Consider the following 16563-nt stretch of genomic DNA (forward strand, 5'->3'; position numbering starts at 1 on the left):
ACCGCGGCCCAACGCGCCATGTGGTTTGCCGAGAACTTGGTCGACGACCACTCGGTCACCGTCGCGCACTACCTCGACATCGTCGACGACGGACGCCCGTTCGATCGGGAGTTGTTCCGTCGGGGAGTATTGGAGGCGGCACGCGACCTGCAGACGGCGTACACGCGCGTGGTCGAGGTCGACGGCACGCCTCGGCAATACATCGACTTCTCCGTTCCGTTCGACGTGATCGACGTCGATCTGCGGACGCACCCGGATCCCGAAGCGGCAGCCGCCGACTGGATGCGCGCCGACCACCAGCGGTCCGTGGACCTGCTGGCCGATCCGGTCGCCGTCGCGGCCTTCATCCGGATCGCCGACGACCGGACGTACTGGTACATGCGCGGTCATCACATCGCGTTCGACGGATACGGCGCGCTGATGTGCCTGCACGAAGCGGTGGCGCGCTACAACGAGCACCGCGCGCCGAATCCTGCGGCGGAGGTCGCTGCCACGGTGCCGCCGCGAATCGGGCGCCGACCGGTCCGACGCGCCAGCATCGCCGAGGTGGTCGCCGACGACGCCGCCTACCGGCAGAGCACGCGGTTCGAGAAAGACCGCGAGTTCTGGCAGGAACGTGCCGCCGGGCTCTCCGAGCGGGTCAGCCTCGCTGCACACCCGGCCACCGCCGGCGTCCGCAACGAGACCGTCGTCTGCGCCGGGCTGCTAGGTCCGGAACTGGATGAGGCGCTGCGTCGGTGCGCCCGGGATCTCGACGCCTCGGTTGCCGCCATCCTCACCGCCGCGTTCGCCGCGTTCCTCGCGCGCATGTCCGGCAGCGACGACATCGTCCTCAGTCTGCCGGTCACCGCAAGGACGACGGCGCGCGTCCGGCACTCGGCCGGGATGGTCTCCAACATGTTGCCGCTGCGCGTGGACGGAATCTCCTCCGCGACGTGCGCCGACGTCGTCGCGGCGGTCAGCGCGGAGATCACCGCGGGTCTGCGCCATCAACGGTATCGATCCGAGGACATCAGGGCGGCAGCCGGTTTCGGTGATGCCCGCGGTACGTCGTTCGGACCGCTGGTCAACCTGTTGCTGTTCGACAAGCCGATCGTCATCGACGGCGCCCGCGTGCGCTATCACATGCTGTCCGCCGGTCTGGTCGAAGACCTGGTGATGAACGTCTTCGCGGCCGGCCCGGAGGCCCCGCTGGAAGTGGGTTTGCACGCGAACCCCACGCTGTACGGGTCGGCGGAACTCGAGGCACATCGCGGTCGCCTGCTCAACGTGCTCACACAGTTCGTCGCGCACCCGAACCGGCCTGTCACCGACCTCGACCTGCTGATGGCCGGGGAGTCGGCAACCCTGGATCACCTCGGTTCCGGCGGGCCGGCCCTCGGCGTGGGCGGTGAGCACGTGCTGGCCGCCTTCGATCGCCAGGTCGAGTCGACGCCGGACGCGCCCGCGGTGACGTTCGGCGACACCACCCTCACCTACCGCGACTTCGCGCGTGCCTGCGACACATTCGCGGACCGGTTCACGAGTCTGGGCGCCCGGCGCGGCGATCGCATCGTCGTGGCACTGGACCGCTCGATCGAGCAGGTGTGCGCCGTGTATGCCGCGATCGGGCTGGGTGCGGCCTACGTGCCCGTCGATCCGGCCGAACCGGACGAGCGGCGACAGGCGATCATCGCCGCGGTCGAACCCGCCCTGGTCGTCGACGCACACTTCATCGCCGGTCTCGACTCCCCGCTTCCCGGTCCGACTGCACGGCCGCATCGGGAGACCCGGGTTCCGGCTGATCTGGCCGCCTACGTCATCTTCACGTCGGGATCGACCGGGACCCCCAAAGGTGTCGAGATCGGTCATCGGGCGATCGAGCAACGCCTCGGGTGGATGCAGCACGATCACCCGATCGCCGCGGGGGACGCCGTACTGTACAAGACGCCGGCAATCTTCGACGTGTCGGTCTGGGAGTTGCTGTGGCCGTTGCGCGTCGGGGCGCGGATGGTGATCGCGGCGCCCGGCGGACACCGCGATCCCGCGTACCTCCGCGACCTCATCGCGCGCTCCGGCGTCACCGTCCTGCATTTCGTGCCGTCGATGCTCGATGCCTATCTCGACGTGGTGCTCGGACCGGACCCTGGTGATTCGACGACTCACTCCGTCGACGAGTTCGGCGGAACCGACACGGTGGCGCACGAACGACTCTCCCTACCCGACCACGTGCGATGGGTGTTCACGTCCGGCGAGGCGCTGCCGGCCCGGCTCGCCCGGCGCGTACGGTCGACCACCCGTGCCGGACTGGTGAATCTGTACGGGCCGACCGAGGCGGCGATCGACGTGACCGCCCAGCGGGTCACGACGGATGGTCCCGTCGTTCCGATCGGACACCCGGTACCGGGGACCGAGGTGCGGGTCCTCGACGGCCGACTACGTCCGGTTCCGGTCGGGGTCGCCGGCGAGTTGTATCTGGTGGGGCCGCAGCTGGCATCGTGCTACGTCGGTGCTCCGGGACTGACATCGGGCAGGTTCACGGCCGATCCGCGGGGGGGGGGCGTGGGTGCCCGGATGTACCGCACCGGGGATCTGGTCAGATGGACTGCCGACGGTGAACTGGAGTATCTGGGACGAACCGATCAGCAGATCAAGATCCGGGGTCAGCGCGTGGAACCCGGCGAGGTGGAGGCGGTGATCGCCGCGATCCCGGGCGTCGACGCGGTAGCGGTCGTCGCCCGCCGCGATCTCGGGCCCGCACCGGTTCTCGTCGCCTATCTCCGTGCTCGCCGGGATGGGTCCGTGCCCGAATCCCGCGCCGATCATGATGCCGGTGACACCCGGCAACTGCTCGATGCCGACGCTGTGCGTGCGCACTGCCGACGGCGACTCCCCGGACACATGGTTCCGCCGGGGATTGTCTTCCTCGATGCGTTTCCCACCACCCGTTCGGGCAAGCTGGACACACGCGCGCTGCCGGTTCCCGTACTCGGCTCCGCCGCAACGAGTTTCCGGACGCCGCAGACCCCGGTCGAGCGGGCGATCGTGTCGCTGGTGGAGGAGGCGTTGGACCGTGAGGGGGTCAGCGTCTCGGACAATCTTTTCGCTTTGGGTGCGGATTCGTTGCTCGCCGCCCGGATGGTGGCCCGCGCACGTGTCGACCACGGGCTGGGGATCGCCCTGACCGACGTCTTCGACGCGGTCGACCTCGCCGACCTCGCGTCACGCGCCGTGGTCGTCCCGCAGTCCGACCGGTCCGCCCCGACCCGGTCGCAACCACCCCGTCCGGCGCGAATCCCGCTGTCGCAGGCGCAGACCCGGTTGTGGTTCATCAACCGGATGTCGCCGGCCGAGTCGACCTATAACATGTCGGGCGCGCTGCGCCTGGCGCACGCGCTGGACGCCGATGCCATGCACCGGGCGGTCCGGGACGTCGTGGACCGGCACGAGATCCTGCGCACGGTGTTCCCTGTCGTCGACGGCGAACCCGAGCAGCGAATCCTGGACTCGCGCACGGCTGCCGATCTTCTGGCCGGCGGGACACACGTTGAACTCGTCGCCGGGATCGCAGCGAGCGGGACACATGTGACCGACGCCGAAGACGATGTGAACGTGGCGATCTCCGCCATCACCGACGTCGGCTTCGACCTGGCCGAGGAGATCCCGTTCCGGTACCGCCTGGTGACCGGACATCCGGATGGCGACATCGTCGTGCTGGTCCTTCATCACATCGCGGCCGACGGGCACTCGCTCCGGCCGCTGCTGCGAGATCTGATGACCGCGTACGACAGTCGGCGCGCGGGTGCGGAGCCGGATCTCGCGCCGTTGCCGATGCAGTACGCCGATGTCGCCGTCGAGCGCGCCGAGACGCTCGGAACGCCGGATGCGCCGTCGTCGGTTCTGGTCGAGGGCCTGGAGTTCTGGCGGGGGGAGTTGCGTGGCGCGCCGGATCTGCTGCAGTTGCCCACCGATCGGCCGCGTCCGCGGGTGATGTCAAGCAGCGGAGCGCATGTGGACACCGTGCTCGGGACGGGCCTGACCGCGGGGATCCGGCAGCTCGCGAGATCGTTGGCGGTCACCCCGTTCGCGGTGTTCCAGTCCGCCCTGGCGATCACCTTGGGTCGGCTGGCCGCCACCGACGACGTGAGTATCGGGACCGCGGTCGCCGGCCGCGACGATCCGGCGCTCGCCGACCTCGTCGGCATGTTCGTCAACACCGTCGTGCTGCGAACGACCCTGCAACCCGGGGACACCGTCGCCGACTTCATCACCGCCGCGCATCGCCGCTGCGCGCGCGCGATGAGCCGCGCCGACGTCCCGTTCGAACGGGTCGTGGACGCTGTCGCGCCACACCGGTCGCCGGCGCACTCGCCGCTGTTCCAGGTCGCGCTGACGGTTCAACCCGATCAGTTGGCCGAGCTCGCCCGATGGGCCGGGTCCGCAGAGGTCCTCGATGCCCGGGTACCGTCCGCGAAGTACGACGTGACCGTGTCGGTCACTGACCGCACCGACCGTTACGACGTCGAATTCGCCTATGCAACCGATCTTTTCGACGACGCTACGGTGCGCGACATGGCGCGGCGGCTGGAGTTCGTCCTGGAGCAGATGGTGCACGAGTCGTCGCGGAGCATCGGTGCGATCGACCTGCTCCGCCCGGACGAGATGCGTACCCTGGCGGCGCCGGCCCGGGGATCGCGTTCGGAGCAGACCCTCGCGACACTGCTGACGCGCGGTCTCGCGAGCGCCGACCCCGGCGCCCCTGCCCTGCTCGGGGAGAGCGCGGTCCGCTGGTCCGAGGTGACGACCACGACCAATCAGATCGCCCGCGTCCTGATCGAACGCGGCATCGGCCCAGGCGACGTCGTAGCGGTGAGCATCCCGCGCTCGCCCCGGTCGGTCCTGGCCGTACTGGGCGTGGCCATGAGCGGCGCCGCCTTCGTGATGATCGACTCCCGTCTGCCCGCCGCCCGCCGTTCGGCGATGCTCGCCGACAGCGGTGCGGTTCTGGTCATCACGGCGGATCCCGTCACCACGGACGGCGCCGGGTCCTCGGCGACCCGATCCACGGTCGCGCAGCTGGTTCTCGATGACCTCGAGGTGGATCTGGGAATCGCCGGACGGCCGACGCACCGGGTGGCCGACGCCGAGCGGGTACGGCCGATCGCCCTCGACGACGCGGCCTACCTCCAATTCACCTCCGGGTCCACCGGCCGGCCCAAGGCCGTCACGGTGACCAACGCCGGGTTCGCCGAACTGGTCGGTGAGCAGCAGCATCGCCTGGGCGCGGGCCCGGACTCGCGGATACTCCATGTCGCCGCACCGGGATTCGATGTCGCGGTCTGGGAGATCGTGTTCGCGGTGTGTTCGGGCGCCCAGCTGGCGATCAGCCCACCCGAGGTGTTCGCCGGTCCCGAGCTGGCGACCATCATCGCCCGTGACCGGGTCACCCACACGATCATGACGCCCACCGCGCTCGCCACTCTCGATCCTGCCGCGGTGCCCGAACTCTCGGTCGTGATGGTGGCGGGCGAGGCCTGCCCTCCGGAGTTGGTCGCGAGGTGGCATGCGGCCGGCCGCCCGCTGCTCAATCTCTACGGTCCCAGCGAGACCACGATCTGGGCCACCGCCTCCGCGCCCCTCCGGCCCGCGGAACCGGTCACGATCGGTGGGCCGATCGCCGGAGTCGGCGTCCGGGTCCTCGACGCCTGCCTGCGTCCGGTGCCGGACGGTGTCCTGGGTGAGCTGTACCTGTCGGGACGGGCACTCGGGCGCGGCTACCACGGTCGTCCCGGACTGACGGCGGGCCGGTTCGTCGCCGATCCGTTCGCGACCGGGGGGCGGATGTACCGCACCGGTGACCTCGTCACGCGCACGCCGTCCGGCGACATCGTCTACCACGGACGCAACGACTTCCAGATCAAGATCCGCGGCATGCGGGTCGAACCCGGCGAGGTCGACGGCGTGCTGGCAAGTCATCCCGATGTGGACATCGCGGTCACCGTCGGGACGTCGACCCCCGCTGGGGACACGGTGCTGGTGTCGTATGTGACCGCCCCTGCCGACCGGGTCCCCGCACCCGAGCACATCCTCGACCACGCCGCCGCCCGCCTGCCGTCGCACCTCGTACCACACACCGTGGTGGTGCTCGACGAGTTGCCGATGACCCGGACCGGCAAGGTCGACCGCCGCGCCCTGCCCGGGGTGGAGATCTCGCCCGCACGTGAATATGTCGGCCCCCGCAGCCGGCTCGAGGGCGTCGTGGCCCAGATCTTCGCCGACGTGCTCGGTCTGCGGGAGGTCAGTGTGTACGACGGGTTCTTCGAACTCGGCGGGAGCTCGCTGTCGGCGACCAAGGTCGCCTATCGCGTCGAACAGCATGTCGGACGCCGCGTGCCGATGTCGCTGCTCTTCGAGAACCCGACCGTCGCGGACTTCGTGGCGGCGGTGGCGACGGCAGACCGGGCGGTCTCGGGACGCATGCTGACGCCGCGCGAACGCACTCATGTCGTCGACCTCACGGGAGTGCAACGCGGCCTGTGGTCGATCAACCAGACCGATCCGGCCTCGCCTGCCTACAACGTCGGCCTGACCCTGGAGCTCGACGGCCGGCTCGACGTCCCGGCACTCACGGGCGCGGTGGGTGACCTCGTCGCGCGGCACGAGTCGCTGCGCACGCGTTACCCGCTGCACGACGGCACACCGGTGCAACTCATCATCCCCGCTGCGGATGCGGTGCACGCGTTGCGGATTCCGCTCGTCGATCTCGCCGCCGGTGACCGGCCCGACATGCCCGCCGAGGACCGGTTGGGCGCCGAGGTCGCCGCTGTCGTCGGAGCGGGTTTCGACCTGACCGGCCCCCCGGCGGTCCGCGCGACGATCCTGCGGGTGAGCCCGGACCGGCACCTGCTGGTGTTCGTCGTCCACCACATCAACGCCGACGGTGGGTCGCTCGGCCCGCTGTCCCGCGACCTCGCCGAGTTCTACTCCGCCCGCATCTCGGGGCGAGCCGGATCGAGAAGTGCGGTGGGGCAGCGCGTGCAGTTCGCCGACTATGCGATCTGGCACGCCGAGCGCCTGCAGACCACGCGGCCCGACGGGGAGACGGAACGTCAGCGTCAACTGCGGTACTGGGGGCGACGTCTGGATCGGGCGGGGGAGCCGGCGACGATCCCGACCGACCGGCCCCGGCCCGTGGAGCCCCGCCATGTGGGCGGAGTCGTCGATCTCGACATACCGTCGCCGACCGCGACGATGCTCCGCCAGATGGCGCGGGTGGGCAACACGACGCAGTTCGCCGTCCTGCACGCGGCGCTCGCGGTCCTGATCGGGCGGTTGTCGGGAAGCGACGACATCGTCATCGGCACACCGTTCGCCGGTCGTGATGATCCCGCCCTGACCGACATGGTGGGGATGCTCGCGACCACGGTGCCCCTGCGTACGCGGCTTCGCCTGGACGAGCCGTTCGCGGACCTCTTGCGACGGGTGCACACCGATGATTTCGCCGACCTGGGTCACACCGACGTGTCCTTCGACGAGATCGTCGATCATCTCGCCCGGACCGACCGTGCGTCGGTCCGCCGCGGACGCCGCAACCCGTTGTTCTCGGTGATGCTCTCGTACCAGAACCTCGAGTTCCCGGACATCGAACTCGACGGGCTCCATGTCCGGCCGCGTCTGCCCGAGTCCTTTCCCGCCAAGGTGGACCTCGAGGTCATGCTCTACCCGGGCGACCCCGACGGCGTCGACCGGAACGGCGCGCTGGGCGGGCAGATCGCCTTCGACACCGATCTCTTCGACCCCGGCACGGTGGCCCTGTTCGCCGAGAGGTACCGAAATCTGTTGGCCGACATCGTGTCACGGCCGGATACTGCGATCGGGGATCTCGCCGTCTGGGCGGAGCAGAACGCGCCGCAAGCGCGCGGGAACGATGCCGTCCGGCCGCTGCACGAGCTGGTGTCGGAGGTCGCGGCAGTCGCGCCCGACACGGTCATCGGCGTCGCGGGGGCGCCACAGGTGACCTTCGCCGATCTCGAGGCAACCGCGGTCGCCATGTCGATGTCGATTCCCGACGAAGACCCGGCGGAGGCGTTGACGATCGCCGTGGCGACGCTCCTCGCCGACGCCGACCGATCCATCGACGAGGTCTTCGACAGCGTGCGAACCGCCGCCGATGCCGTCGTGCACGGCCACACGGGCGCCGGATCGGGCGCGGTCCAGCGAAATCGAGTGGAACCCGCGTGACGTCGGACACCTCGATTCCCCGCACTTCGACGGGGCCTGCCCAGCCGTCGCTGCGCCGCCCGTCCGCGCTGCGGCTGCTGGCGCTCGCCGCCGCCCACGCGGGCGACGACGAGGCGATGTCCGGGGCGGCCGGTCCGGTGACCTTCCGTGCTCTGCACCGCCGGGTCTCGGCCTCGGCGATCACCCTGGCGGAGCGGGGCGTCGCGCCCGACGCCGCCCTCCGCGCGACGGTGACGGCGCTGATGCCGCGCGCGGGGCTGAGCGGATCGCAACTGGCTACCGCCGCGGCCGGAATCGTCGATGAACTCGACCGGCGGATCACCGAGATCCTGGGCCTCGGTGACCGCGAGTCGCTGCCGGGGCTTTTCCGGATCGCCGCACGACGACGTGCCGACGCCGTCGCTCTCGCCGACCTCGACGGGGCGTCGCTCACCTACCGGGAACTCGACGAGCGCTCCGAACGGATGGCGCACGCCCTCGTCGATCGTGGTGCGGGTCCCGAAACACTCGTGGGGGTCGCGCTCCCGCGCTCGGTGGACCTCATCGTGGCGTTGCTCGCGGTTCTCAAGACCGGTGCCGCCTATCTACCCCTCGACCGGACACATCCGGTCGCGCGCCTGCGCGGGATCGTCGAGGACGCGTCGCCGGTCGCCGTCGTGGCCGACGCCGAGACGGTCGGGGCCTGGGCTGCGATGCCCGCGCCGCTGTGCACGCCGCAGGACCTGTTGGCGCAGTACGACATCGATGCCCGGTCGGTCTCGACCCCACCGCTGCCGGAGCACGTGACCGCCCAGTCGAGCGCCTACGTGATGTACACCTCCGGATCCACCGGGCGCCCCAAAGGCGTTGTCGTCACCCACGACAACGTGGTGTCGCTGCTCGATGCGCTCGACGCCGTAGTGGAGAGTTCGCCCGACGACGTGTGGTCGATGTTTCACTCCTACGCGTTCGACGTCTCGGTCGGCGAGATCTGGGCCGCACTGCGCGCCGGCGGTCGTCTCCTCGTGCTCGACCACGCGACGACCCGCGCCCCGGACGACGTGGTCGAGGCGTTCGACCGACACGGGGTCACGATCGTCAACTTCACCCCGTCGTCGTTCTATCAGTTCGCGGCGGTCGTCCGCCCACCCCTCGGCCGTCGATTGCCCGACTCCGTTCGGCGCCTGCACTTCTCGGGCGAACTCCTCGACTACGAGCATGTCCGGACATGGCAGACGGACCGGGCGGCCGACGGGTCGGCGACCCGTCCCGGCGCCGATGTCGCGGGCCCGCAACTGAACAACATGTACGGTCCCACCGAGACCACCGTCTACATGACCCGTCGGGAACTGACGCGCGCATTCGTCGACCGGGCAACCGCCTCCGACATCGGGACCCCGCTGCTCGGTTCGCGGGTGTACGTCCTCGACGGTCGGCTCGCCCCCGTGCCCGACGGCGTGCCCGGTGAACTGTACGTCGCGGGCGCCCAGGTCACCCGCGGGTTCCTGAACCGGCACGGTCAGACGTCCACACGGTACGTCGCCGACCCGTTCGGACCGCCGGGCGGTCGGATGTACCGGACCGGCGACGTCGGGATGTCCCGCAACGGGTCCATCGAATTCGTGGGACGACGCGATGGCCAGGTGAAACTCCGCGGCTTCCGGATCGAGCTGGGAGAGGTCGAGTCGGCGATGTCGGCGCTCGACGGCGTCGACGCGGCGGGGGCGGACATCCGTACGCTCGGCGACACCGAGCATCTCGTCGGCTACCTCGTCGCCGCGGGCGGCGCCGCTTCGGCGGCGGATGACGCAGTCGGGCTGTCGGACAGCGAGATCCGCACGCGCCTGGCGACCGCGGTGCCCGAGTACATGGTGCCCACCCGGTTCGTCCGGCTACCCCGACTTCCGCTCACCGTGAACGGCAAGCTCGATCGCGGCGCGCTGCCTGATCCGGGGTCCGGCGATGGCCCGGAGGCCGAGCCGCCCGCCGGCGCGACCGAGGCGGCCCTGGCCGCACTGGTCGCCGAGATCTTGGGCGTGAGCGACGTCGGGGTCACCACGTCGTTGTTCGATCTCGGTGGCAACTCGCTCACCGCTACCCGGGTGGCCGCCCGGGCAGCCGAGCATTTCGGCACGACGGTCTCCGCGCGAGAAGTGTTCGCCGATCCGACGGTCCGGGGTCTGGGAGCGGTCATCGATGGACGCGACCCCGGAGACCACGACGGAAGCGGGGGAGCTGATCGCCGGGTGCCCCTGCGCCGAGTGGGCCGCGACGGGGTGCTCCCGTTGTCGCCCGCACAGCGTCGAATCTGGTTTCTGGAGACGCTGGATCCGGGCGGGGCCGGTTATCTCATCCCGGCCGTGCTCCGCCTCGATGCCGCATCGGGTTCGGGCCAGGAGGCGGCGGATGACCGGTCCCCGGACCCTGCGGTCGTCGCCGCGGCTCTCGCGGATCTGCTTGCGCGACACGAGGTGTTGCGCACTCGATTCGTATCGGTGGACGGCGTTCCCGAGCAGGTCATCGCGCCCGCGGGAGACCCTCGACACGACGTCCGGGTGACACCCCCGATCGACATGCGCGGCGCCGGCGAGGGCGACGTCACGGCCACCATCGCCGAGATCACCAGTCGTGGTTTCGATCTCGAAGCCGGTGCGCCTGTTCGGGCCCGCCTGATCCGCGTCGCCGACGACGCCGTGATCCTGGTCCTGGTGGTGCACCACATCATCAGCGACGGTGCCTCCGTCGCGCCGATGGTCACCGACTTCGTCACCGCATACGAGGCGCGCGCGGCCGGCCGCGAACCCAGCTGGGCGCCCCTGCCGGTCCAGTACGTCGACTACTCGGTGTGGCAGCACCTTCGGCTCGGGGACGCCGCCGACCCCACGTCTCTCGCAGCACGTCAGCTCGACCACTGGCGAACCCGTCTCGCCGGGGTGCCGGCACTCATCGAGTTGCCGGTGGACCGGCCGCGCACCGCGGTCCGGGACGACTCGGGTGCCGAGCTGTCGGCGACGTTCGACGCCGCCACCTGGAACGCTCTGGGAGACCTCGCCGGTCGGCACGGCGCGACGATGTTCATGGCCGTCCACGCCCTGCTCGCGGTCACTCTTGTCCGGTCCGGCGCCGACGAGGACGTCGTCATCGGGACCCCGGTCGCGGGTCGGGGCGAGCGCGATCTGGACCCATTGATCGGGATGTTCGTCAACACGCTGGCGCTGCGCAGCCGGGTGCGTCGAGCGGCCTCGTTCACCGATCTGCTGGACGACATCCGCGAGATCGACGTGACCGCACTCGATCACGCCGACCTGCCGTTCGAGACTGTCGTCGACGAGGTCGTCGCGGTACGCGACACCGCGCACCCGCCGCTGGTCCAGGTCGCTCTGGCATTCCAGAACGCCGCACGGCCGACCGTCGAGTTGCCGGGGCTCGTCGTCTCCGAGATCGAGGCCCCGGTCACCACCGCGAAGGTCGACCTGCAGATCACGGTCCTCGACGAGCCGGGCCGCAGCCCGGCCGACGACACGCGCGTGATCGTCACCTATGCCACCGCCCTCTTCGACGCCGGCACGGTGGACGCGTTCGTCCGTCGGATGACCGCCATCGCGCGAGCGGTGGTGGACGAGCCGCACACGCCGGTCGGCGACCTGTCCACCGGAGACGATCACTTGGATGCGGTGATCGCGGCACCGGGTCTCGCGTCGGCGAGGTCGACGCTCGCCGACCTGCTGGACGCCGCGATCGCCGTGAATCCCGACGGCATCGCGGTCACCGAGAACGGGCAGCACCTGACGTACACCGAGCTCGACCTCCGTACGCGCCGGCTGGCCGACGTACTCCGTGCGCGTGGCGCCGGGCCGGACGCCGTGATCGCCCTCGCCACACCGAGATCTCTCGAAGGCACGGTCGGGTTCTGGGCGATCGCGCGCACGGGCGCGGCGGTGGCGCCCGTCGACCCCGGCGTGCCCGGGGAGCGCCTGCGCTACATGCTGGACACCGTCGACGCGCGTCTCGGGGTCACCTCGTCCGAGGTCGTCGCCGGGCTGCGACCGGCGGCTGCGGCGGTGGACTGGGTTGTCGCCGAACAGCCCGGCGATCCGGACGAGACCGGAGTCGCGTCCGCCCGACGTCCGCGCCCCGACGAGACGGCCTATGTCATCTTCACGTCCGGCTCGACCGGCCGGCCGAAAGGCGTCGCGGTCACCCACCGCGGGCTGGCCGATCTGATCGCCGATGCCCGTGCGAGATTCGGGCTCACGCCGGCGGCGCGCGTACTCCGCTTCGCGGCACCGGGTTTCGACGCCGCGGTGTTCGAGACGCTGGTCGCGGTGGCGGCCGCGTCGACCATGGTCGTGGTGCCCGGCGGGGTCACGGGCGGCACCGAACTCGCGGCGATCCTGCGGCGGGAGCGTATCACCCACGCGACGATCACCCCGACCGCCCTCGCCACGGTGTCCGAGGCGGTCACCGAATCGGGCGCGGCGACCGGCACCGGTTTCCCCGATCTCGAGGTCATCTCCGTCGCCGGTGACGTCTGTTCGCCGGAACTGGTCCGGGCCTGGTCCGCCGGTCGCTCGATGCACAATCTCTACGGTCCCACCGAGACCACCATCTGGGCGACGTCGTCGGCACCGATGCGGCCCGACTCCGCGGTCACCATCGGTGGTCCGATCGCCGGTGCCACCGCCGCAGTTCTCGATCCCCGCCTGCATCCCGTTCCCGCCGGCGTGGCCGGGGAACTGTATCTGGCGGGTTCCGCCCTCGCCGCCGGCTACGTCGGCCGGACCGCGTTGACCGCCGAGCGCTTCGTCGCGGCACCGTTCGGCGCGCCGGGCGAGCGGATGTACCGGACCGGTGATCTCGTACGATGGCGCCGACGGAGCGGCCGCTGGACGCTGGACTTCCTGGGCCGCAGCGACTTCCAGGTCAAGATCCGGGGTTTCCGGATCGAGCTCGGTGAGATCGACGCCGTTCTCGGCGAGCACCCCGGGGTGGACTTCTCGACGACCGCCGGAATCGAGCACCCGACCTCGGGTGAGACGGTCCTCGTGTCCTGGGTCCATGGTGTCGCCGGCGCTGCGCCCGACACCGCAGACGTCGCGACCCACGCGGCTCGACGGCTCCCCGCCCACATGGTGCCCACCGTGATCGTGCCGATCGACGACATCCCGCTGACGGCCACCGGAAAGCTCGACAGCAGGGCGTTGCCCACACCGCGTTTCGGTGCACACGTCCACGTCCGGCCGTCGACGGCAACAGAGCAGGCGGTCGCTGCGGTCTACGCCGAGGTCCTCGGACTCGATGCCGCGGAGGAGGTGTCGGCCGAGGCGTCGTTCTTCGATCTCGGCGGCACCTCGCTGTCGGCGACCCGGGTGGTGGCCCGCCTGGGTGGCTCGCTCGGTGTGGAGATCGGAGTCCGCGCGCTGTTCGAGACGCCGACGGTCCGGGCGCTGGCCGCCGCCGTCGATGCGGGGGAACACGGTCGCGGTGCCGATCTGCCCACGCTCGAGGCGATCCGCCGGCCCGACCCGGTACCCGTCTCGTACGCCCAGCGCCGGATGTGGTTCCTCAACCAATTCGATCCGCACTCCGCCGCCTACGTGATCCCCATCGTGGTCCGTCTGCGCGGGGACCTCCACGTGTCCGCGATGCGGGCGGCGATCCTCGACGTCGTCGACCGCCACGAGGTGCTGCGCACGATCTACCCGACGACGACGCCCGACGGCGACACCGGCGCGGAATCCATCGCGGCCGGGTCCGCGTCGGCCGAAACGGGCGCTCGCGCCGTCGGTGTCGAACCCGTGGCGCATGCACCCACCGACTGGGCCGGGCGCATCAAGATCGGGCACACCGTGGTCCCGCCGCGGGCCGCCGCATCATCCGACCAGGTCGTCGACCAGGAGATCCAGGAACTCGTCACGACCACGTTCGACGTGACGACGGACCTACCGGTACGGGTGCGCATCATCACCGCGTCGGCGGATCACCACGTACTCGTCATCGCGCTGCACCACATCGCCGCCGACGGTGAGTCGGCACCGGTGCTGGCGGCCGAGATCGCGCGGGCGTACGCGGCCAGGCGGTCGGGCCGCGCGCCGGACTGGCCGGCCCTGCGCTTCCAGTACGCGGATTACGCGGTGTGGCAACGACATCGGCTCGGTGACCCCGCGGACGCCGACTCCCTGATCGCGCGCCAGTTGCGGTTTTGGGTCGAGCGGTTGACCGGTCTGCCCGACATCCTCCCGCTGCCGATCGATCGCCCGCGCCCCGCCGAAAGCGACGGACGCGCGGCCACGGTGCGGTGGTCGCTGCCCGCGGCCGTCGTGTCGCGACTGCGCCGACGCGCCGCAGCCCGCCGTGCCACCCTGTTCATGGTCGCGCACACGGCCACCGCCGCGGTCCTCGCGCGCCTGACGTCGACGAACCGGATCGCCGTGGCCACACCCGTCGCGGGACGAGGCCGACGCGAGATCGACCAGCTGATCGGCATGTTCGTCAACACCGTCATCCTGTCGGTCGACGTCGAGCCGCACGTCACCGTCGGCGCGTTGCTCGAGCAGGTCAAGAACGCCGACCTCGCGGCGTTCGACAACGCCGACGTGCCGTTCGAGCGGGTGATCGACGCGGTGAACCCGCAGCGCATCGAGAACGTGGAGCCGCTCGCCCAGGTGCTGCTCGTCCACTCCACGAGCGGCAGACCCGCGCTCGGCACACTGGCCGGTCTCGACACCGAGTTCGTCGAGATCGAGGACACCGCCGCGAAATTCGACCTCACCATCGGTTTCCGCGAAACCGCCGACGGTGGGCTGACCGGCTCGATCGCCTATGCCACCGCGCTGTTCGACCCGGCGACCGCGGAGATGATCTCCGCGGCGTTGTCCGCGACACTCAGCTCGCTCGCCGACGACGCCGACCTGCCGGTCGACGACGTCCCGATCCTCACCGCAGCTGAAGCTGATGCGCAACAGCAGCTCTCGGTCGGTCCCGCGGTCGTCCTGCCCGCCCTCACGATCCCGGCGGCGATCACGGCCGCCAGCCAGCTGCGGTTGCCGGAGGCAGTCGCGGTGCGTTTCGGGGACCGCACTCTCACCCAGCGCGAGTTCGCGGCGCGGGTGGCCACCCTCGCGCGGGAACTCATCGCGCTCGGGATCGGCCCGGAGGACTGCGTCGCGGTGTGCATGCCGCGGTCGATCGAACTGGTCATCGCGGTCCACGCGGTACTCGCCGCCGGCGGTCAGTACATGCCGGTGGCACCCGACGCTCCCTCCGACCGCGTTCGCCACATGGTCGACACCGCGCACGCGAGGATCGCGCTGATCTGCGACGACCGGGCGCCCGCGGCGCAAGTTGTCGCCCGCGCGATCGTTGTGGACGCCGCGAACCCTGTCGACCTCGACACTGTCCCGGTCGCCGCCGACGAACGTCTGTCGATACTGCGCCCCGACCACGCGGCGTACACCATCTTCACGTCGGGGTCCACCGGCCGACCCAAGGGCGTCACGGTGTCCCATCGCGCCGTACTCAACCGATTGCGATGGGGAGTCGACGAATTCGGGATCGGACCGCACGACTCGATCCTCCTGAAGACGCCCTTCACCTTCGACGTGTCGGTGCCCGAACTGCTGACCCCGGCGCTGACCGGCGCCCGGTTGGTCATCGCGCCCGACGACGCCCATCTCGATCCGCATTCGATGGCTCGGCTGATCGACGCCGAGCAGATCACCACGGTGCACTTCGTACCGTCACTGCTCGCCGTGTTCATCGACGAAATCCGGCCCGTTCGCTCCGCTCCCGACGCCGGTGACATTCGGCCCGCTCGCTCCGCTCCCGGCGCCTGTGACATTCGGCCCGCTCGCTCCGCTCCCGGCGCCGGTGACATTCGCGACGATGCGAGTTCGCCGCTACCGAGCCTGCGACACCTCTACTGTTCCGGTGAGGCCCTGCCACCGGCGACACTGCGGGCGACGCGCGCGGCGCTCCCACGCGTACGCGTCTCCAACCTGTTCGGTCCCACCGAAGCCGCCGTCGAGGTCGCCGTCGCGACTCCGGACCCCGGCGCGGACGTGGTGCCCATCGGGCGGCCGGTGTGGAACACCCAGACGTTCGTCTTCGACGCACGCTTGCGTCCCGTGCCGGCGGGCGTCACCGGCGAGTTGTATCTGGGAGGCGTCCAGCTCGCCCGCGGATATGCGGCACGGCCGGACCTCACCGCCGAACGCTTCGTCGCCGATCCCGCAGGCGGCGGCCGACGCCTGTACCGCACCGGCGACCTCGTCCGGCGTAACCGTGCGGGCGACCTGGAGTATCTGGGACGCAGGGACTTCCAGGTCAAACTCCGCGGACAGCGGATCGAACTCGGTGAGATCG

Annotated in this window: 2 protein-coding genes (1 of these 2 only partly in view); both read left to right on the plus strand. The window is 70.6% G+C overall.

Annotation, left to right across the window (positions count from 1 at the left end; genetic code table 11):
- Positions 1-18 precede the first annotated feature (18 nt).
- Positions 19-8220, plus strand: a complete 8202-nt coding sequence (locus AS181_RS12235) for an amino acid adenylation domain-containing protein (protein ID WP_231742382.1) — start codon at positions 19-21, stop codon at positions 8218-8220.
- Positions 8217-16563 carry the start of a non-ribosomal peptide synthetase gene (locus AS181_RS12240; RefSeq protein ID WP_058251860.1) on the plus strand. Its footprint extends 14741 nt past the window's final position, so only the first 8347 of its 23088 coding nucleotides appear in the window; it begins with the start codon at positions 8217-8219; its stop codon lies off the right edge, out of view. Before AS181_RS12235 ends, AS181_RS12240 begins: the two co-directional genes overlap by 4 nt.

The sequence above is a fragment of the Gordonia sp. SGD-V-85 genome, from assembly GCF_001456905.1.
GTDB classification, from domain to species: Bacteria; Actinomycetota; Actinomycetes; order Mycobacteriales; family Mycobacteriaceae; genus Gordonia; species Gordonia hongkongensis.